At 47.4% G+C, this 20,486-nt stretch carries 12 protein-coding genes, 2 pseudogenes and 1 riboswitch; of the genes and pseudogenes, 11 read left to right on the forward strand and 3 right to left on the reverse strand.

What is annotated here, in order from left to right; translation table 11 throughout:
• On the forward strand, positions 1 to 2,081 hold a 2,081-nt coding region (locus AZ66_RS29745; RefSeq protein WP_052648472.1), incomplete at its 5' end, for a transglutaminase-like domain-containing protein.
• Between the two features lie 70 nt (positions 2,082 to 2,151).
• On the opposite strand, the gene AZ66_RS10985 is transcribed toward AZ66_RS29745, so the two are convergent.
• Together AZ66_RS10985 and AZ66_RS10990 are read right to left on the reverse strand one after the other, a co-directional pair.
• A complete protein-coding gene (locus tag AZ66_RS10985; RefSeq protein ID WP_044354895.1) occupies positions 2,152 to 3,231 on the reverse strand; it encodes a ChbG/HpnK family deacetylase in 1,080 nt (359 codons plus the stop codon).
• 131 nt (positions 3,232 to 3,362) lie between these two features.
• On the reverse strand, positions 3,363 to 3,929 hold the full coding sequence (locus AZ66_RS10990) for a helix-turn-helix domain-containing protein (protein ID WP_044354896.1): 567 nt from the start codon (positions 3,927 to 3,929) through the stop codon (positions 3,363 to 3,365).
• Positions 3,930 to 4,087: 158 nt separating this feature from the next.
• Between AZ66_RS10990 and tdh the strand changes: the two genes are divergently transcribed.
• From tdh to AZ66_RS33745, 9 genes and pseudogenes are all read left to right on the forward strand, one after another.
• The gene (gene tdh, locus AZ66_RS10995; protein ID WP_044354897.1) at positions 4,088 to 5,137 is read left to right on the forward strand and encodes an L-threonine 3-dehydrogenase; all 1,050 of its coding nucleotides are present in this window, start codon (positions 4,088 to 4,090) and stop codon (positions 5,135 to 5,137) included.
• 68 nt (positions 5,138 to 5,205) lie between these two features.
• The gene (locus AZ66_RS11000) at positions 5,206 to 6,384 is read left to right on the forward strand and encodes a glycine C-acetyltransferase (protein WP_044354898.1); all 1,179 of its coding nucleotides are present in this window, start codon (positions 5,206 to 5,208) and stop codon (positions 6,382 to 6,384) included.
• A gap of 678 nt (positions 6,385 to 7,062) precedes the next feature.
• A complete protein-coding gene (locus tag AZ66_RS11005) occupies positions 7,063 to 8,802 on the forward strand; it encodes an ABC transporter substrate-binding protein (RefSeq protein WP_044354899.1) in 1,740 nt (579 codons plus the stop codon).
• Between the two features lie 72 nt (positions 8,803 to 8,874).
• Positions 8,875 to 9,831 (forward strand): ABC transporter permease, encoded by a 957-nt coding sequence (locus AZ66_RS11010; RefSeq protein WP_044354900.1) that lies wholly within the window; start codon positions 8,875 to 8,877, stop codon positions 9,829 to 9,831.
• Positions 9,832 to 9,843: 12 nt separating this feature from the next.
• Positions 9,844 to 10,769: pseudogene (opp4C, locus tag AZ66_RS11015) on the forward strand (oligopeptide ABC transporter permease).
• A gap of 14 nt (positions 10,770 to 10,783) precedes the next feature.
• A pseudogene (locus AZ66_RS11020) lies at positions 10,784 to 11,766 on the forward strand (ABC transporter ATP-binding protein).
• Positions 11,759 to 12,724, forward strand: a complete 966-nt coding sequence (locus AZ66_RS11025) for an ABC transporter ATP-binding protein (protein ID WP_044354902.1) — start codon at positions 11,759 to 11,761, stop codon at positions 12,722 to 12,724. Before AZ66_RS11020 ends, AZ66_RS11025 begins: the two are co-directional and overlap by 8 nt.
• Positions 12,725 to 13,350: 626 nt before the next feature.
• Positions 13,351 to 14,892 (forward strand): glutamine-hydrolyzing GMP synthase, encoded by a 1,542-nt coding sequence (guaA, locus tag AZ66_RS11030; protein WP_044354903.1) that lies wholly within the window; start codon positions 13,351 to 13,353, stop codon positions 14,890 to 14,892.
• Positions 14,893 to 15,255: 363 nt separating this feature from the next.
• Positions 15,256 to 15,675 carry a YrvL family regulatory protein gene (locus AZ66_RS33745; protein WP_442950285.1) on the forward strand — a complete coding sequence of 140 codons (420 nt, stop codon included), beginning with the start codon at positions 15,256 to 15,258 and terminating at the stop codon, positions 15,673 to 15,675.
• Between the two features lie 193 nt (positions 15,676 to 15,868).
• Here AZ66_RS33745 and AZ66_RS11040 read toward each other — a convergent pair whose 3' ends face one another.
• Positions 15,869 to 18,274, reverse strand: coding sequence for a S8 family serine peptidase (locus AZ66_RS11040; protein ID WP_044354905.1), 2,406 nt, complete (start codon positions 18,272 to 18,274; stop codon positions 15,869 to 15,871).
• 385 nt (positions 18,275 to 18,659) lie between these two features.
• Positions 18,660 to 18,760: riboswitch (purine riboswitch) on the forward strand.
• A gap of 242 nt (positions 18,761 to 19,002) precedes the next feature.
• Here AZ66_RS11040 and AZ66_RS11045 point away from each other — a divergent pair.
• Positions 19,003 to 20,403 carry an NCS2 family permease gene (locus AZ66_RS11045; protein ID WP_021259914.1) on the forward strand — a complete coding sequence of 467 codons (1,401 nt, stop codon included), beginning with the start codon at positions 19,003 to 19,005 and terminating at the stop codon, positions 20,401 to 20,403.
• Positions 20,404 to 20,486: the final 83 nt, after the last annotated feature.

Consider the following 20,486-nt stretch of genomic DNA (forward strand, 5'->3'; position numbering starts at 1 on the left):
TAACGGGATCGGTCGCGCGAACGGTTGGCTGGGGGTTGTTCTTGTCAGCGTGGCTGTATTTGGATGAACAGTTGGAATCTGATACAGAACGCTCACGCATTGGTCATTGGTCATTTAGCTGGTTGTTGTGCGCCTTGCTGCTGTCCTTAGCCGTAGTTGGGATTGCTGAAGGAATCAGGCAGGTGTATGCATGGCCGAAGCCAATGCCGCTGGCATCGTTCGAAGCATTGACGCAGTCATTACAACCAAATGATTTGGCGGAACGAGGCAGGGGAAGAAAAGATGGGAATAACGGATCGGCTGTAGAGGGGCAGGATCAAGTCCGTACATCGATGATGGTAACAGGCTATAGCACAGACGACTCTGAGCTGGGACGACCATTGCGTGACAATAATGAGGAATGGTTCACCGCGATATCTCCTGAGCCTACGTATTGGCGGGGAGAGAGCAAATCCATCTATACGGGGAGGGGCTGGACGAGCCCGCAAAAGGGAGAAGAGAAAATTGAACTGTCAAGCTCTTTGAAATTAGACCAAACGGGTGGGCATGAAGGGTGGTCGGAACCTTTTCAACAGACGATTATATGGAAGGGGTTCAAGCCGAAGTATCCCTTGCTGTTCGGAGGGGTTCCTGAGCGGATAACCTCTTGGGTTCCTAATGCTAATGCGGAAGAGGCTGGGAATGAAGTTCCTTCACAGTATTTCGTCCGTTATAATCCTCTATCTGAACGGTATGGAGCTGACATCGGCATATCGGATACGGCGGGGATTCCTTTAACCTATCAGTATGAGACAAGGGTGTTTCGTTTTCAGACAGAACTGCTTCAATCAGCACCGGAGAAGACTTGGCCGGATGATATACGTGCGGCGGGATTGCAGCTGCCAGAGGCGCTTCCGAATCGCGTTCGTGAGCTAGGTAAACGCATTACAGCGGGGGCGGACAGTCAATATGACAAGGTTCGGAGCGTGCAGCAGTTTTTGCAGAAGGAATACATGTATACCAAGTCGGATACAACTGTGCCACCAGCCGGAAGGGATTTTGTCGATTATTTTCTGTTTGACTCGAGGCAGGGGTATTGCAATCATTTCTCGACATCAATGGCCGTGCTGCTTCGCACACAGGGAATCCCTGCTCGCTGGGTGAAGGGGTTCGCTCCGGGAGAAGCTGATTCGCCTGGGCATTACACAATACGAGGCACGGATGCTCATTCCTGGGTTGAGGTGTATTTCGCCTCCATAGGGTGGGTACCATTTGAAGCGACTCCGCCCATAGGCGTACCAGGAGGCTCTGTGGCTGCTTCGAATCCTGACGTCATTACGGCTTCTACTCCCATAAGCGAAGGTACGGGCGGATCATCTTCCGCTGCATCAGAACAAGCCGGGTACCGTACGCCACCGGAGGTTGTCGCGCTGTTGAACGATGCAGCAGCCGAGAAGACTGGAGAGGGTTGGGGGGCGGTTCGTCAGTTGAGCAACAAGATCACACAATGGTGGGACACTGGAGTACAGGCCACTCGTACCCATATTGAGCAGGAATGGCATGCACTTCAGCGTATTCCTGAGGAATGGACAAGTGAGGAGTCCCACAGTGGGATTGGTACAGTGTTGTTATCATTTGTCCGTAAGGCGGTTACACAAATGCCAGTTCTCCTATTTAGCGGCGTGATCTTTATCGTGTTTCTACTGCTCACTCTGAAATGGGCATGGCAGCGCAATGCGATGCAGCGCAAACTTCGCCGACTGGTGCATGCGCAGCAGCACAGCTTCCGTATGAGTCGCGTACAGGAAATGGGGCGTATCGCTTGGTCGCTTGTCGAGCGCAAATACGGTGCTAAGCCATGTGGAATGACATGGAATGAGTATGCTGGGCAAGCTGCCAGAACTCGTATTCCATCTGCAAGCAATCCGACACGCCATACAGAACATCAAGACTTGGAGCGTGATAAGGAACCGCTAGATCAATTTATAACTGCATGCAATTTGCTTTTCTTCGGGGGGCAGCAAGGGAATGCAGCTGTACAGCAGCAGTTTGTTGATGGCTGTGCACGAGTGCTTCGCGACTGTAATCGAGATAAGCGATGAATCCTCCAATTAGGGAGGATTCATTTTTTTATTTCCGCCGATTATCATAGTGACTTATGCCTGATAGGAATTACGCAGATTTCTTTCTCTTGGAGATTCGACGATTTTGCCAAGATGTTTTGCTTCGTACACGCTTCTTGGCAAGCACGCCTCCTCTAAGCGGACGTTTGCGGAGACGTCTATTGATGCGCTTATTGATACGTCTACTGATACGTCGAGTAAGTCTGGCACGGGAACGCGCGGTTCTACGTTTTCTTCTTTTACCGTATTTGCGAGTCCGTATGGAAGTGGAGGAAGCGGTTCTGCGTTTACGTGGGTAGTGAACTGGAGCAGCGCTCTCCTTAGAAGCAGGAATAGACATAGATGCATCAGTCCAATATCGAAGATCGCCATGTGTGCGAATGGTTGGCAGCTGACCATAATGGACCAAGTGAAGAGCACCGCGCTTGTGCAGGTTCCCAAGGTGGGCGGCAATTTGGGGATCGAGGAAGACCTGCAATTCCTCTTCTCTCGCTGTCGTCCACGTCGATAAGCGCCTAACATCGTCATCCACATATCCAGGGTGGCATAGAATCTCCGTGATTCCTTGCGGGGCATTATTCACCAGCTTCAAGAGCAGGGATACACCTGTGTCTTTGCTAAATGTGTGCATCATCAGCGTGTCCGCAACCCATGGAAGTTCGGGATCCGGCCTGCTAGGGTGCACACGCACAGGAAGCTGCTCCTGTTGAGCCATGCGTTTGGCCCATGCGTATACGCCTTGACTATAGAAATGGATATGGTGGTGCGAATCAATATGGGTAGGATGAAGACCATGCTGCACCATGCGCTGATACTGGTTGTCGAGTTCAAGTGAGATATCTTGCTCTGTCCAATCATCCAGCATGCCATGGAAGGAGCCGTCCTCTCGTACGAGAGAAGGGATAAGGGCCGGGTCGGTAACAGGCGAGCCGTAGGTTAAATTGCAGTGCAATCCCACTCCAAGTGAGGGGGTAGATCGAGCAATGGACACAGCATCGAGGAAGCCAGGGGTATTGATCATTAAGGACGCACTGCTGACTGTTCCAAGCCGGTGAGCTTCCAAGATACCGCGATTCACGCTGTTCGATAGACCGAGGTCGTCAGCATTAATGATTACATATCGAGACAATGACAATCCCACCTTCTATTGTTTTAGTACTAATAGATGATGAGGCGGGTGCAAAGGAAAGTGCAATTGTCCACATATCCATAAATTAGCTGACTATTAAAAAGGAGACCAAGCCCTATGCCCGGTCTCGATTATTTGCCCACGGTAGGGTAATGAAGCAGTGTGATATAGCGGATCACTTCATCCGTATTATTGGTGTATGTATGACTTTCATTCGCGGTGAAACGGAGCGCCATATTCGGTTCGAGGATATACGTGTTCCCGCCAATGCCGACTTGAAGCTGTCCATTCATGACCATGATGAATTCATCGACACCCTCGTAATGCGGCTCGGAGGTATAGCTGCAGCCCGGCTCGATGACGACACTATATACTTCAAATCCTTTATCCTGCTCGAACGGGAAAATTGGATATGCGCGGTAATCCCCATCCTCCTCCACAAGGGGCGTCGTTTCGTCCATGTGCACAACGGTGACGTTCGGGGTTGATTCTTCCATTAAAGTTGCAAATGAAATACGGAGTCCATTCACAATTTTCCATAGAACAGAAATGGTTGGGTTCGATTCTCCGCGTTCAATTTGCCCCAGCATACCCTTGCTAACTCCACTCATTTCAGATACTTGATCAAGGCTAAGGCTCCGTGATTTGCGTATTTCTTGTAGATTCTTGCCGATTTTCTTATGTATCGGTTCTGACATGGGATACTCCTCTCTGGTTGTCCATCCAATCATTCCAAAATCATACAAATCACCATGTACAATATAACGCACAAACGTATAATATATTATACAGGAAAATGTTAGAAATATTTGCTGCTTCTATTGTAAGAAAAAATCGAGGAAGGGGCAATCAGTTTATGACCCAAACGATGATCGGATTAGTCAAGGCAGAGCGCAAGCCTGGAGCAGTATTACAAGAGGTGCCTATACCTGCCTACGGTCCCCATGACGTACTCATTCGGGTGCAGGCATCCTCGATATGTGGTACGGACGTTCATATTTACAAATGGGATGATTGGGCTGCGCGGACCGTTGTTACACCTAATGTGTTCGGTCATGAATTTGCAGGCGTAGTTACTGCCGTTGGCAGTGAAGTGACGAATGTGAAGCCGGGGGATTATGTGTCAGGCGAAGGGCATGTGGTCTGTGGGATGTGCAAGGCTTGTCGTACAGGCAATGCGCATGTGTGCGCGAACACACGCAGCTTCGGCATTACGATTCCGGGCTGCTTCGCGGAATATGCAGTCGTTCGAGACAGCAATGTCATCCATAACGATCCGAAGCTTCCGCCGCATATTGCATGTTTGCAGGATCCACTCGGCAATGCGGTGCAGGCTGCGTTGTCCGGCGATATCGTAGGCAAGAGTGTAGCGGTTATCGGCGTCGGGCCGATCGGACTGATGGCGATCGCGGTTGCGAAAGCCTGCGGAAGCGGAACTGTAATTGCTGTAGATGTGAATTCGTACCGATTGGATATGGCCAAAGCGATGGGCGCTGACGTCATCATTAATAGTACAGAGGAGCCGCTTGTCGACACCTTAATGCAGCATACTGGCGGTGAAGGCGCAGAGGTTGTGCTGGAAATGTCCGGTCATCCTGGGGCGATCCGCGATGCTTTGAAAGCGGCTGCACAAGCTGCTCGCGTATCCCTGCTTGGTATTCCGACAGAGGAAGTGCCATTCGACTTGGCAAGGGATATTATTTTCAAAGGTCTGCATATTGAAGGGATTACAGGACGGCGCATGTTCGATACCTGGTATCAGATCAAGGGTCTGCTCAATCGCGGCCGCTTGAATTTAGAGCCGCTCGTTACGCATCATTTTCGACTAGATCAGTACGAAGAAGCATTTGAGCTAATGGCGTCCGGAAAATGCGGGAAGATTGTATTCTCGCATGACCTTAACTGAGCAATGTAGTTTCTTAGGTGAAGGATTCAGAAGATTCAACATGTAATCTAATTCGGGAGGTTGGACTAATGGCAGGATTTGAAGTGATCGAGGGTCAACTGCGGAGCCTGAAGGCGGAAGGGCGGTATCGGCCGCTCACCGTGTGGCAGGGGGGATCCGATTCTTGGATGACGTTGCAGGATGGTCGCCGTGTGCTGCAAATGTCATCGAACAACTATTTGGGATTGACGAAGCATCCAGCCCTCAAGCAAGCTGCCATTGAGGCGATTGAAGCCTATGGAGTAGGGGCAGGCTCGGTACGAACGATTACAGGGACACTCGACATTCATGACCAGTTGGAGCAGCGTTTGGCGGCATTCAAGGGAACGGAGGCTACGCTTGTATTCCAGTCTGGTTTTACGACGAATCAAGGCGTGTTATCTTCTATTCTTGGTCCGGATGATGTGGTTATCAGTGATGAATTGAACCATGCGAGTATTATTGATGGCATCCGACTAACCAAGACCAATAAACGCATTTATGCACATAAAAATATGGATCAGCTTGAAGACGTACTTAAGGATTCCGGCTCATATCGGCAACGGATTGTGGTAACAGATGGCGTATTCAGCATGGATGGGGATATTGCCCCGCTGCCGAGTATTGTAGAGCTGGCTGAACGGTATGACGCACTTGTCTATGTCGATGATGCGCACGCAAGCGGCGTGCTTGGCAAATGCGGCAAGGGATCTACCGATCATTTTGGGCTGCATGGCCGTGTGCATATTCAAGTAGGTACTTTGTCCAAGGCGATTGGAGCTGTTGGGGGATATGTGGCCAGCTCTCAAGTGTTGAAGGACTATTTAACCCATACGGCGCGTTCGTTCCTATTCAGCACGGCGCTTCCGCCTTCTGTCGCGGCAACATGCTTGGCAGCCATCGACGTTCTGCAGCGTGAACCGGAGCTGACGGAGCGGCTGTGGGCCAACGCTAATTCATTCCGTGCTTCCTTGCAGTCAGACGGATTCGATACCGGAGAGAGTGAGACGCCGATTATCCCGATTATTGTGGGTGATCCGGCACGAACGATGGCCTTCTCACAGCGATTGTTGGAAGAGGGGATATGTGCGCAAGGAATTGTATATCCGACTGTAGCGCTAGAGCGTGGTCGGGTTCGATTAATTGTAACCGCACAGCATACAACTGAAGATTTGGAGTTTGCACGAGATGTGTTGAAGAAGGTTGGTACTGAATTTGGAATATTGTAATGTTGAGGAAGCTTGCGGATCAGCTTAGGCATATCTGCAAGCTTCTTTGACTATTTATAAATGTAAGCGCTGTAGATTACAGCCCCGATCCGACTGAGTCGGCATCTTTATGAACGGAATACATTGTAAAAAATAACTATCAATCTGCGAATCTGTGCAGTATAATACATAGAAATACATACATATGCACGTTAGTGATAGGTGTTTTGTCTCTAATTCAAAGTCGTTTGTCATGTTCACGAACCGTGGAACAACAGTGCTTTTTGACTTTCTATGGTGGACAATTCCTCGAAGAGTTAGCGATACCTCTAAAATGCATATTTATAAATTTCCTTACAGGAATATAGACAACTTCCTATTAGTACAGAACTATACCCCATCACATGACCAAGCGTCACCGCTCTGACATCATCGCCGTACATCTATGCTTTTTGAGCAAATAGCTTTTTCTTCATTAACGAGTTAGATAATCAGTGTAATAAAGAGATATTTAGATTAAACGGAAGCAATTACAGGAATATGTGGTTAATATACGGAAAATTCGACTTATTGATCATAAATTGAACCAATTTTACTATGTACATAAATTTACCACTGGCTTATAATTATGCCTATAAAATTCCTACTGAGCTTATAGGAATAGTAGATAATAAACTTGTTCATTTCAGGAGGGTCAATATGAAGAAAACATTGCTTCTTCTTTTATCTTTAACGATGGCTAGCAGCTTGCTTCTGGCAGCTTGCTCGAATGACAGTGCCGCACCTTCAGACCAAGGACAAAGTCAGGTGTCATCCAACAACTCCAGTTCGGGAGAGACCGCGACGCCTCCTGCGGATTTGTTGACAGAACCGGTTAGTGCTTCGGATATGTCGAAGCTCCCAGAACAAGCGAAGAAGCGTACCGACACGATCATTGTCGGATTGGTAGATCCGAGCGGTGCCTTCACACCTTACTTCCAGCAGAGCGGATATGACGGCAACGTGTCCTCCATTCTGTACACTCCACTCGTTACGAATGACGAGAAGGGACTGCCGATTCCAGGATTGGCCGAGAAATGGGAGATTACGGAGGATGGAAAAACGTTTACGTTCCATCTGCGCCAAGGCTTGAAGTTCAGTGACGGCTCACCGATTACGGCCGATGATGTTGCGTTCACATGGACGCTGGTCAATGACAAGGGATACTCCGGTGAGGAGGATCTGTCCATCATTGGTATTGAAGGGGCAAAGGCATTCAAAGAAGGCAAAGCAACTTCCATTTCTGGTATTAAGGTCATCGACGCCAATACAATTTCTGTCACGTTGGAAAAAGGAAATGCTCAAGCGTTGACGGTTCTTGGCGGGGATGTGTTGTCCAAAGCTTACTACGGCAAAGATTACAAACCTGGTCAATCTCAGGACTTTATCAAAAATTTGCATGCGAATCCGGTTGGAACAGGCCCATACAAGCTTGAGAAGTTTATTCCTGGGCAAGAGGTTCGCTTTGTCGCTAACGAAAATTATTATAAGGGCAAGGCAAAGACTGAGCATTTCATATACAAAACAACGGAGGGCGATACGTGGCAGTTCATCGAGACAGGTGAGCAGGATTACGGTTCCTTCACGGCAACACAAGAAAATATTGAGAAGCTGAAATCCTTGGGCTTCTTGAATCTCGTTCCGGTTATATCCAGCAACTATAGCTTCTTGGCATTTAACCACGAGCACGCCACGTTCAAAGACAAGCGCGTTCGTCAGGCATTGACTTATGGACTGGATCGCCAATCCATCTACGTAGATGCGAACCAAGGCGCAGGTCAAGTGGCGAACATCCCAAGTTCACCAACTTCTTGGGCATATACAGAAGAGGGAATTAACCCATATAACTATGATCCGGAAAAAGCAAAAACATTGCTTGACGAAGCTGGCTGGAAACCTGGTAGCGACGGCATTCGCGAGAAGGATGGACAAAAGCTGAAGCTTCATTTCATCGGTTCTAAGAGCAAGGGGAATGACTTGTTCGTAACGATTGCGAAGGAAAACTATGCGGCAATCGGCGTTCAATTCGAGCCTGAGTTGTTCGCAGACTTCAACGCACTTGGTGCGAAATCAGACAGTGGCGATTACGACATTGCTTCCTTCTCAACGCCAGTTCTGGTGGATCCTGCGGATGGCGTTCGCCGCTTCGTGAACGGTGAAGTGAAGGGCTATGACAACCCGAAGGTGAAGGAGTTGTACGAGAAGGGCTTGGCAACCTCGGATATTGAAGAGCGCAAGAAAATCTATAAAGAATTGTTCCAAGTGTTGAACGATGATATGCCTTACATCTTCGCAAGCTATCGCAAATCCGTATATGCCTACAACGGACGCATCCATGGCTTGAAGGTTACTCCGCTGACTGGCGTAGCTGGAAGCGTGTTTGACTGGGAATTGAAATAATGATTATTGGAGCCCCTGGCCTGCATCTTCATTCGCAGCCAGGGGCGAATGACTTCCAAAAGGAGTGCGATCATGAGTAATTTTTTACTGCGAAGACTTTTGTACATGATCCTCATTTTGTCTGCCGCATCCTTATTTATTTTTGTGCTGTTTGCAATGATGCCAGGTGATTTTTTGGCGGGAAATACGAAGCTGTCGCCTGAACGGAAGGAGGAGCTCAGGGCAATTTATGGGCTGAACCAACCGGTGCTGGAGCGGTATTGGAACTGGATGACCAATGCGTTCCACGGCAATTTTGGATATTCTCTTGCACAGCAGAAGCCTGTAGTGACGCTGTTTAATGATTATGTGTGGAATTCGTTTTTGCTAGCCATTGTATCTACCTTTTTCACATGGCTATTGGCGGTTATTATCGGGGTTGTATCGGCGTACAAGCAGTATTCCTTCTTTGATACGGCCGTAATGGTCTTTTTATTTGCTGCGATGTCCATTCCATCGTTCTTTATCGGATTGTATCTGATTAAGCTGCTCGCAGTTGATTTGAAGATATTGCCACCCGGAGGAATGATGACAACAGGTAGCAATGCTACAGGGATGGCTCATGTATGGGAAGTTGTGGATCATATGGTGATGCCGGTAGCGGTAATGGTATTGCTCGGAGTAGGTTCATTAACTCGATATTTCCGCAGCAACATGATTGACGTTATTCGGCAGGACTATGTTCGGACAGCTAGAGCAAAGGGGATGAAGGAACGCGTTGTGCTGTATCGGCATGCGCTTCGAAATGCGATGCTTCCAGCAATCACCCTGGTGGGATTTGAACTTCCAGGATTGTTCGGTGGTTCGATGATTATCGAGAAAATTTTTAACTGGCCTGGGATCGGGCAGTTGTACATGCAATCCTTCGGTACGAGGGACTATCCGCTGCTCATGGGCTTTACGATGTTCATTGCTATCTTGACGATAATTGGCACACTTATTTCCGATGTATTGTATAAAGTCGCCGATCCGCGCGTCAGATTGCATTAAGGGGGTTCCATCATGTCTTCCATTACCGGCGGGGTAACAGAGGTTCAGCGGACGGTGCCGGCAGCGGCACGAACGTCGCTATGGCGTCAAGCATTTCACAAACTATTAAAAATAAGCTGGCCGTATTCGGCTTGTTCTTCTTCATATTTATGTTCTTGGCTTGCTTCATCGGACCACTATTCTCACCATATGCGGATGGCAAGAGCAATCTGGCTATGATGAACAAAGCACCTTCGATGAAGCATTGGCTCGGTACAGACGGGCTCGGACGAGATGTGTTGACACGGCTGCTGCAAGCCGGGCGCATATCCTTAACTGTAGGCTTTGCATCAATGATTATCTCCGTATTTATAGGTTCAATTCTCGGTGCGGTTGCGGCATATTATCGTGGTGTTGTCGATCAAGTAATTATGCGGATTGCTGACTTGCTGCTGACAATTCCAAGCATGCCGATCTTGTTCATACTGGGGGCTTTGATGTCCGAGTGGAAGGTACCAACGGAATATCGTATGTATTTCATCATGTTTATACTCAGCTTTATAGGCTGGCCTGGATTAGCACGACTGGTGAGAAGCCAGATGCTCAGTATTCGCGAACGGGAATTTATGCAGGCGACAATTGTGCTTGGGCTTGATGACAAGCGCAAGCTCTTCAACCATATGATTCCGAATATTGCACCTCTTATTATCGTAGCTGCTACTTTAAGTACGGGCGGAGCGATATTGAGCGAATCCACACTCAGTTTCTTCGGTCTGGGGGTACTGCCTCCAACTCCTACGTGGGGGAATATGATTGAGGCGGCGAACAGCATTATGGACTTTGAGAAGCGTCCTTGGCTGTGGATTCCGCCAGGTCTTGCTATATTTTCTACAGTAATTGCAATTAACGTGTTCGGCGATGGTTTGCGAGATGTTCTCGATCCTAAACAGAAGAAGTAAGGGAATGACAGTTGATGAAAAATGTAATCGAAATTGATCATCTCAGTACTTATTTTATACCGAAGCAGGGGCAGTTAAGGCAGTCAATGATATTAGCCTGCGTATTCGTGAAGGGGAAACCGTATGCATCGTCGGCGAATCAGGCTGCGGCAAAAGTGTAACCGCAATGTCCATAATGGGTCTCGTCGAAGAGCCAGCAGGTAAAGTGGTGAACGGCAATATTCAGTTCGGCGGCAAGGATCTGCTCCACATTCCGAAGGAAGAGCTGCGCCAAATCCGTGGTAACGATATTGCGATGATATTCCAAGAGCCAATGTCCTCTCTGAACCCGGTGCTTACGATCGGCAAGCAGATTATGGAGCCTCTCATGGTGCATATGAAGCTATCGAAGAAGGATGCGCGGGCTCGGGCTCGTGAGCTGGTAGAGCTGGTTGGAATCTCCCGTGCAGAACAGATCTTGGACAGTTACCCGCATCAGTTGAGCGGGGGCATGCTGCAGCGGATTATGATTGCAATCGCGATGTCCTGTAATCCGAAGCTGCTCATTGCGGATGAACCGACGACGGCACTTGATGTAACGATTCAGGCGCAAATTCTGGATATGCTGCGTCAAATCAAAGAGGATTCGAACATGTCTATTTTGCTCATCACCCACGACCTTGGTGTCGTTGCAGAAATCGCTGATTATGTAATCGTGATGTACTCCGGCAAGATCGTGGAAGAAGGCGAAGTTGTCGAGTTGTTCGAGAATCCGAAGCATCCTTACACACAAGGTCTGCTTCGTTCGAAGCCTGTCATCGGCCAGCGTCAGGATGACTTGTATTCGATTCCGGGACAGGTACCTAACCCATTGTCTTTGACTGAGTCCTGCTATTTCCATGATCGTTGTGACCGCTGCATGTCGGTGTGCACTTCGAAGCAGCCACAGCTGAAGGATACAGCTGAACGGCATCGGGTTGCTTGCTGGCTGTATGAGGAGGGAATTCAACATGGCTGAGACATTGCTCGAAGTGAAATATTTGAAAAAGTACTTTCCGATCACCTCAGGCATATTCAATCGGACCGTCGGCCATGTGAAGGCCGTAGATGATATCAGCTTCACCATCAAGCGGGGAGAGACGTTCGGCTTGGTTGGCGAATCTGGCAGTGGGAAGAGTACGGTAGGGCGTACCATTATTCGCTTGCTGGAGAAGACAGAAGGCGAAGTGAAGTTTCAGGGGATTGATATCTATGGCATGCAGGAGAAGGAACTGCGCAAGCTGAGACCGAAGATGCAGCTCATCTTCCAAGATCCGTACAGTTCCTTGAATCCGCGTGTTCGCGTCGGCGATGCCATTGGCGAGGCACTGCTTAACCATGGGATGACCACGAAGGAAGAAGTTCGGGATCGAGTGCTTGAGGTTATGGAAGCATGCGGGCTATCGGCCTATCAGTATGATCGCTTTCCACATGAGTTCTCGGGTGGTCAACGTCAGCGCATCGGAATTGCCAGAGCGCTTATCCTTGACCCGGATCTCATTATTGCGGACGAGCCGGTCTCAGCGCTCGATGTATCGATTCAGGCACAGATTATTAACTTATTCCGCAAGCTGCAGAAGACACGCGGCTTGACGTATTTGTTTATCTCCCACGACCTAAGCGTCGTGGAGCATCTGTGTGATCGGATCGGCGTTATGTACTTGGGCACCATGATGGAGACGGCGTCGCGAGACGAATTGTTCCGCAATCCGCTGCATCCGTATACGAAGGCGCTGTTATCAGCAGTACCGATTCCGATACCGAAGCTGAAGCGTGAGCGAATTGTCCTGCAGGGGGATATTCCGAATCCAGCCAATCCTCCATCTGGCTGCAAGTTCCACACACGCTGTCCGTTTGCGACCGATATTTGCCGTGAGCAGGTCCCGGTATTTAGGGATGTAGGCAACGACCATCAGGTGGCCTGCCATCTCGTTTAAGCCGATTTTGATCACGAAGTAATGTAATGGGTAATTCGGCATCGAATCTTGCATTCACTCTCGAACAGCGTATGCTTTCGACGTATGTTTCCTGGCGGAAACATTGTAGCTGCTCATGTAGTTGGCCTACATTCCGCTGCTCATTACAAGTTTTGCGAAGCAAAACTCGCTACGGAAGCATTGGCTTCGAGTTCTTGCAACCTTCTCGGTGCTGAAAATCGGCTGGTTTTGATACGCAAATCCAATAAAATGCCCCGACAGTCGGATTGCGACTTCGGGGCATTTTCCATATACCGGATAGGGACAACCACACCGACAGGAATGAAGAGGAAAATAAAAAACAATAGTGCACAATAGCTATGAACAGATTTTCACATATACACACCCGCATATACACACCTTTATTTTTAGGGGAGATCAGCTTTTGCCGCAATGGGAAGGGATTGATGTTCCACGATTTTACTATTCCGACCCTATGATTACTTGAATACTTTTCAAATTAAAGAAAATAATAACACTTTACCAATAATTTTATATGGTTATCCAATCTTGATCACATTGCACATTGACTGACGTTTTTCGATTTCGTTATAATAGTGAACAATATGTATTAGGGAGGCACGGCAATGACAAAGCAACATCATGAAATGATCGTTGTCCTCGATTTTGGCGGACAATACAATCAGCTCATCGCACGTCGTATTCGCGATATGGGCGTGTACAGTGAACTGGTTCCATACAACACTTCAATCGAACGCATTCAAGAACTGAATCCAAAGGGGATCGTATTCTCCGGTGGTCCAGCGAGCGTATACGAAGAAAATTCACCAATGGTAGATCCGCGCATTTATGAATTGGGTCTTCCAATCATGGGGATTTGCTACGGTATGCAATTGATGTCGCATCAGTTGAAGGGTAAGGTTGAGCGTGCAGGCAAGCGCGAGTACGGGAAAGCTGACGTCGTATTCCAGCCAGGCAGCGAATTGGCTCATGGCTTGGAAGCGAACCAAACAGTATGGATGAGCCATACAGACTTGGTTGTTGAACTTCCAGAGGGCTTCCGCGTTGATGCTGGTACGGAGCATGCTCCAATCGCGGCGATGAGCCATCCGGAAAAACGCTTCCATGCAGTACAATTCCACCCTGAAGTACGTCATTCCGTATACGGAAATGAAATGATTCGCAACTTCTTGTTCCGCGTATGCGAATGCAAGGGCGACTGGTCGATGGAAACATTCATCGAGGACAAGGTTCAAGAAATTCGCGAGACAGTCGGCGATCGCAAAGTATTGTGCGCGCTTAGCGGCGGTGTAGATTCCTCCGTTGTAGCGGCACTTATTCATAAGGCAATTGGTGATCAACTGACATGTATGTTCATCGATCACAACTTGCTGCGCAAAGACGAAGCTGAAGGCGTAATGGAGACATTCGTCGGCAAGTTCGATATGCATGTGGTCAAAATTGATGCACGCGAGCGCTTCATGAGCAAGCTTGCAGGTGTATCTGATCCGGAGAAAAAACGTAAAATCATCGGCAACGAGTTCATTTACTGTTTCGATGAAGAGTCCGCGAAGCTGGGCGACTTCGACTTCTTGGCACAAGGCACATTGTATACGGACATCGTAGAGAGTGGAACAGCAACTGCTCAAACGATCAAGTCCCACCACAACGTTGGCGGCTTGCCAGAGGACATGAAGTTCAAGCTTATCGAACCTTTGAACACGTTGTTCAAGGACGAAGTTCGCAAAGTCGGCGAAGAGCTCGGCTTGCCGCGTGAAATCGTACATCGTCAGCCATTCCCAGGACCGGGTCTTGCAATCCGCGTATTGGGTGAAGTAACAGAGGACAAGCTGACAATTGTTCGTGAATCCGACGCGATCTTGCGCGAGGAAATTGCGAAGGCTGGCTTGGATAATGAAATCTGGCAGTACTTCACAGCATTGCCGGACATGAAGAGTGTTGGCGTAATGGGTGACGCTCGTACGTATTCCTACACAGTAGGTATCCGTGCAGTAACATCCATCGACGGCATGACGGCTGACTGGGCACGTATTCCGTGGGATATTCTTGAGAAGATCTCCGTACGTATCGTCAACGAGGTCGAGAACGTCAACCGTATCGTGTATGACGTAACTTCGAAGCCACCGGCAACAATCGAGTGGGAGTAAATTCATTCGAATCTTAGCAATTTAAAGGCTATACCGCGTTTAACCGCGGTATAGCCTTTTTTGCGAATACGGTATTGAAATTAGGTGACTTCCTTCATTAGCGGCGAACGAAATTCTCTTTTATTTGAGTTGTTTAGCAAATGGAAGGGAGTATTTTTTATGCTTGCTTGCAAAGCTATCAGAGGAGAAATAAAGTGTTTGTGTGCTTGTATCTTTCAATAATTCACACGTTTTTCATTGTATAGTAAAATATAGGAAGTGAATTAGGCGGTTTGGAGGGATAACTTTGGATGTAGTGATCACCAGAACAATCGGAGAACTTATTATAGGCACTAGATGTGCAAGAAACAAATTAGAGAAATGATGAGAAAAATAATCCCTATTTCTATTGTGAGCCTATTGTTGTTATTTGCAGTGATTACATCAATAATAGTGTTATTTTTTTTCAATGTCGGCATTTTTGAAATCTTAGGGATCGAATATGATTCATGGAAATCAATACTATTGTTTTATGGATTGTCACTGATTGCAGATGCTGTTGTTACAATTGTTCTCATGTTTATTAAGATTAATTGCTCTAAAGTAGGGCGCAATTTTCGAAGACTGCATGAATTTATACTGCGAGTTATACTTAACTTTACTGCTGTTTTCACGATAGATGAATATATGTCTTCGATTCGTATCTCTTTTGTTGCCGAGGTTGTTTTTGCAATCATTATTTCTACTATTGATATCTCAATGGGTGCAAGCAAACGAGATTCCGTTAATCCTAGAAGTGAATAAAAAGTTCTAAGGGCACCCTTAACATCCACTAGTTTCCGGTTATTTATTATGAGATCATATATGGATTTACAATTTAGCTGTTGATTTCTGAGGAAATAGTAAAGGCTATACCGCGTGTAACCGCGGTATAGCCTTTTTGCGTTACGGTATTGATATAGGGTTCACTTTCCTTCGTTAATGATGAAGTGGCTACCTATTTCTGCACAGGCGACCAGAGTGCCGGTACATTTGAAGGTTCCCAGCCAGTCAAGGATGTATGCGGTTGCACACACTTATAAGTCACACCATTATAAGTGACAAGATCGCCTGCCTTGTATGCTTTACCTGCCTGCCATGGATCTGTATTCCCCTCCGAATTTGGGAGCTTAGCCATTACGGATTGACTATTAGGGGAGACATTGCCTTTTCCGTCGATGATCCTGACCGTAAAGGTATACGTATTCCCTGGACTCAGACCTGTTACAACATAATTGGTTTGATTGCTGGTTCCGATTTTTTGCTGTTGTTGATAGATTTCGTACGTAAGGCCTTGAATTCCTGTGTTCGGATCGCTCCAATTCAGGTTTACTGAATTATACGTGACTGCCGTTACAGCCAACTGCTCAGGTGCCTTCAGTACAATCGGTTCTGGTTGTTCAGGGCCTTGGCCAAGAATAGAAGAATGATTGCCCGATACAACTAATGCAAATGGCTGAGGGCCTTGTGGGACATTGTATCCTTTGATGGTCACCGTATATTCGCCCGTAGTTGGAGTTGAAAGATATGCATTTTCAACGTTGTTGATGTGGTCATAATTGGCACAGCTTGTGCTAGCTGTATTTTGTGCAAAGCAGTTGCCTTTGTAGAGTTCGCCAGTTGGGGTTTTTACTTCAAGATCGAGGTCATTGACCAATTGCTTGCCAGCTTGAACGGCACCTTGGTAATCGCTCCAGACAAGAGATATCTTGAGAGGTTTGCCGGCTTCGGCCTTGACGCGGTAGGAGATAGAATCGTTTGTTTTGATACCTGTGGTGTTGTCGATGAAGTTATTGGTTCTTCCGTCAGTAGGGGTAAGTGAATTCACGAGGTTAACGCGTCCCCATCCTGTTTCTCTGCTCATCCATCCATAGCCTACATCTTCAGCTCCATTAATGAGCGTAGCTTTGATGAGTGCCGAGGAAGGCGTTACGTGCTTGTTCTCGGTATAAAATTGGCGAACGATGGCTGCCGATCCTGCGACAGCTGGAGTAGCCATGGAGGTACCGGTCATGTTGGTGTAGTACTGATTTGGATTTGCAGGTCTAGTTGAGGCTGAAGAACGAGCAGAAATAATTGAGGTACCTGTAACGACGAGGTCAGGCTTAACTCTTCCATCTGTTGCATATCCTCTGCTGGAGGTTGGGGCAATTTGATTCGAATTTGTTTTTTGAAGATTGCCGACCGTAATGGTGTTTTTGGCATTGCCAGGTGAATTGATGGTGTTGTTCCCGCTGCCATCGTTCCCTGCGGCGAACAGTACGGTGAAGTCTTTATTGTTGAACGTATATTCATCAGCGCGAGCAGAGTTGGAATTGTAGGAGTAGCTGCTGGCGCCCCAGGAGTTGGTATGGATGAACGAGCCTTGCTGCTTCGCAGAGCCGAACAAGTCGCGCAGGTCGCCTGGGCAGATAGAAGTACCGCCACAGCCGATTGTTTGGACGAACAGTTTGGCGCCATAGGCAACGCCTTTATATTTCCCATTGGACATTGCTCCTGTGCCGAGCACGGTACCGGCTACATGTGTGCCATGACCGATCGTATCCTTCCATGTTCCTTCTGGGTTAGGAACAGGAGTCTTATGCAGCTGACCTTCGAAATCCTTATGGAGTGTGCTTAGATTACCGGAATCCAAGCCGCTGTCGGCTACGGTAACCACTTGACCTTTTCCGGTCAATCCCTTGCTCCATACGCCATTCGACGTAGCAGCCCCAACTTGATTAGTGACGAAGTCGTTGAGGAGCTCTTCATTAGGCTTAGATTCGACGAAGGTGACATCTGGTTGATTAAGAACGAGCGGGAGTGATTCATTGCTTAATACAGCTTCGATATAGCCTTCTTGCACATCGGTAACGGGGATGGCTTGCTGCTTAAGTGATTGGGCAACTTCTGCCTCACTGCCCCTGAATACTGAGATGACATAGTTGCTTGGTGAAGTGTTTTCGGAAGTGGAGAGGTTGCCGTTCTTCCATTCTGGCTGAAAGAGGGTGACTCTGTAAATCTGATCATTTGCGGCGAGGGTGCCGGCTTGTTGCGAGTTCATGCGTACGAGATAAGCATAGTCAGGGAGATAGTCTCCGAGTTCCGCTCCAGCCTGTTGCAAGAGCTGTTTGGAGGAATCTGTGATGACGTCGTTGAATTGAACAACGTACAATTGGCGTTGCGTGCTTTCTTCATCATGCTGCAGTCCGTAGTGTTCATTTTCATTCTGGAGATCGACGGTGCCTGTTCGCAAATAGAGCAGCTTCTCAGTTGAACTGTTCGCGGGGTCTTCATAGGCTGACACCGCTGGTGACATCAGGCTGATTGCCATGGCAATCGACATGATCATTGAAAGCACTTTTTTGTTGTTTTTGTTCGCCAAATGCTATTCCTCCTTGGTATTAAAGAGTATAGTCTAGTCTGACAAAGCTGGCATTTTTAACGTATAAACTCACCTCCAAAATGCTAGATTTACATGTTCACCCGATTACCATTTGTAAAAAGCAATCATAATAGTTTCAGAACTGGGTAAAAATGTATGAACCCATTTTATAAAAAATAATGAATTAATTCAATAGTTTTACTTTGATTTTCCAGATTTTTTTTGTAATTCTAGCATGCTGGGACATTAAAGAATGTTGATTTCAATAATGGAGAAAATGATTCGTTTTTACCACAAAACACGAACGAGTTATATAATATTTTGTTTAATGTTCGGAAATAGCGTTGACAACCCTACTAAATGCCTATACAATGTGAATAGATAATTTAATAACGCAATGCTTTTTCGTATAATCTCGGGAATTGGCCTGAGAGTTTCTACGAGATCACCGTAAATGATCTGGCTACGAAGAGGAACGGCTTTCCGGACGAATCTGTAGAGGTTCATCTTGTACGCTCTGCCTGCCCATAATCTGTGTGCAATAACAGGATGGGAACTTGCTATGCATCCATATAGCAGGCAGTTCGAGTAGGAAACGCCTCACTTTTCAACGCCAGAACTCGGGAGATCAACCTGAGTTCTTTTTTGTGCTTAGACAGGTTACTGGGGGAAACAGAAGCAGCAGTAAACACACATTCATGAAATGTCATGGGGAGGATGTTACACAGATGGAGCGCTTCTTCAAAATCAAGGAGAACGGTTCGACAATTAGTACGGAGATCATGGCGGGTATTACGACTTTTATGGCGATGGCGTACATCTTGGCCGTTAACCCGAACATTCTGACGGCTTTCGGTAAGACCGGTATGGAATGGTATCCCGTATTTCTTGCAACAGCTATTGCAGGCGGTATTTTCACCATCGCGATGGGAATCTTCGTTAATTTCCCGGTTGCCTTGGCACCAGGGATGGGGCTGAATGCTTACTTCGCAACAGTCGTTGTATCGACTGCCGGATCGGAACATCCAATCACATGGCAAATGGCACTGACGGCAGTATTTATTTCCGGGATTATCTTCTTCCTGCTTACGATTACACATGTTCGTCAAATGCTCCTCGAAGCAGTTCCTGATGCACTGAAGCATGCGATTACAGTCGGTATCGGCTTGTTCATTACGATTGTCGGCTTGAAAAATAGCGGTATGATGTCCGTATCCGTTGAGACCGTGAATGATATTCCTAAGGGAACATTCACACCGCTTCTTGGTTTTGAAACAGTATTCGGTTTAGGCAGCTTCTCTAATCCTGATGTGCTGCTTACGATTATCGGTTTAGCACTTATTTCGGTTCTTATGATTTTGAACGTACGTGGTGCGATTTTGTTCGGTATTTTAGGGACGACGGTCGCTGCGATTTTGATGGGGCTCGTTGATTTCAGCTCGTTGAGCAGTGCAGATGCAAGATGGGTTCCAGATTTGACGAAATTAAGCTTCTTCGAATTCGATTTCGCTGGCATCATGGGCGTGGGTATCGTATCCATCATCCTGACGTTCACATTCGTAGAATTGTTCGATACATTCGGAACATTGGTTGGTACAGCCAACCGAGCTGGATTCATGAAAAATCGGGAAGAAGGCAACAAGCGCGTAGGGAAAGCGATGTTCGTGGACTCTATTGCGGTAGCAGGCGGAGCGGCGCTTGGTACAAGTACGGTAACTGCATTCGTGGAAAGTTCCGCGGGTGTAGCAGCGGGCGGTCGCACAGGACTTACGTCTGTAACGACAGGAATCTGTTTCTTGTTGTCGTTGTTCTTGGCTCCTGCAGTTGCATTGATTCCAGGCCCAGCTACAGCAGCTGCGCTTATCGTCGTTGGTGTATTGATGATGCAAGCCGTTACGGAAATCAATTTCAAAGACTTGGTTATTGGGATTCCGGCATTCATGACGATTGCATTCATGCCGTTCACGTACAGCATTGCAAACGGTGTTTCCTTCGGTATTCTTGGTTATGTCCTGCTGGCGTTCGTAGCGAACGTATTCGGCAAAGGTGAGAAATATAAGATTCACTGGCTTATGTGGGTTCTGTTTGTACTGGTTATTGTCCGCTATGTAGCAATGGGCGGGCACTAGGGTTCGCTTTTGATCACGAAGTCGAACATGGTAACCGTGCTGAAAAGCGAACTTTTGAACACTTATTACACGAGATACTCAAC

It is taken from the genome of Paenibacillus sp. E194, assembly GCF_000935845.1.
GTDB lineage: Bacteria > Bacillota > Bacilli > Paenibacillales > Paenibacillaceae > Paenibacillus_B > Paenibacillus_B alvei_B.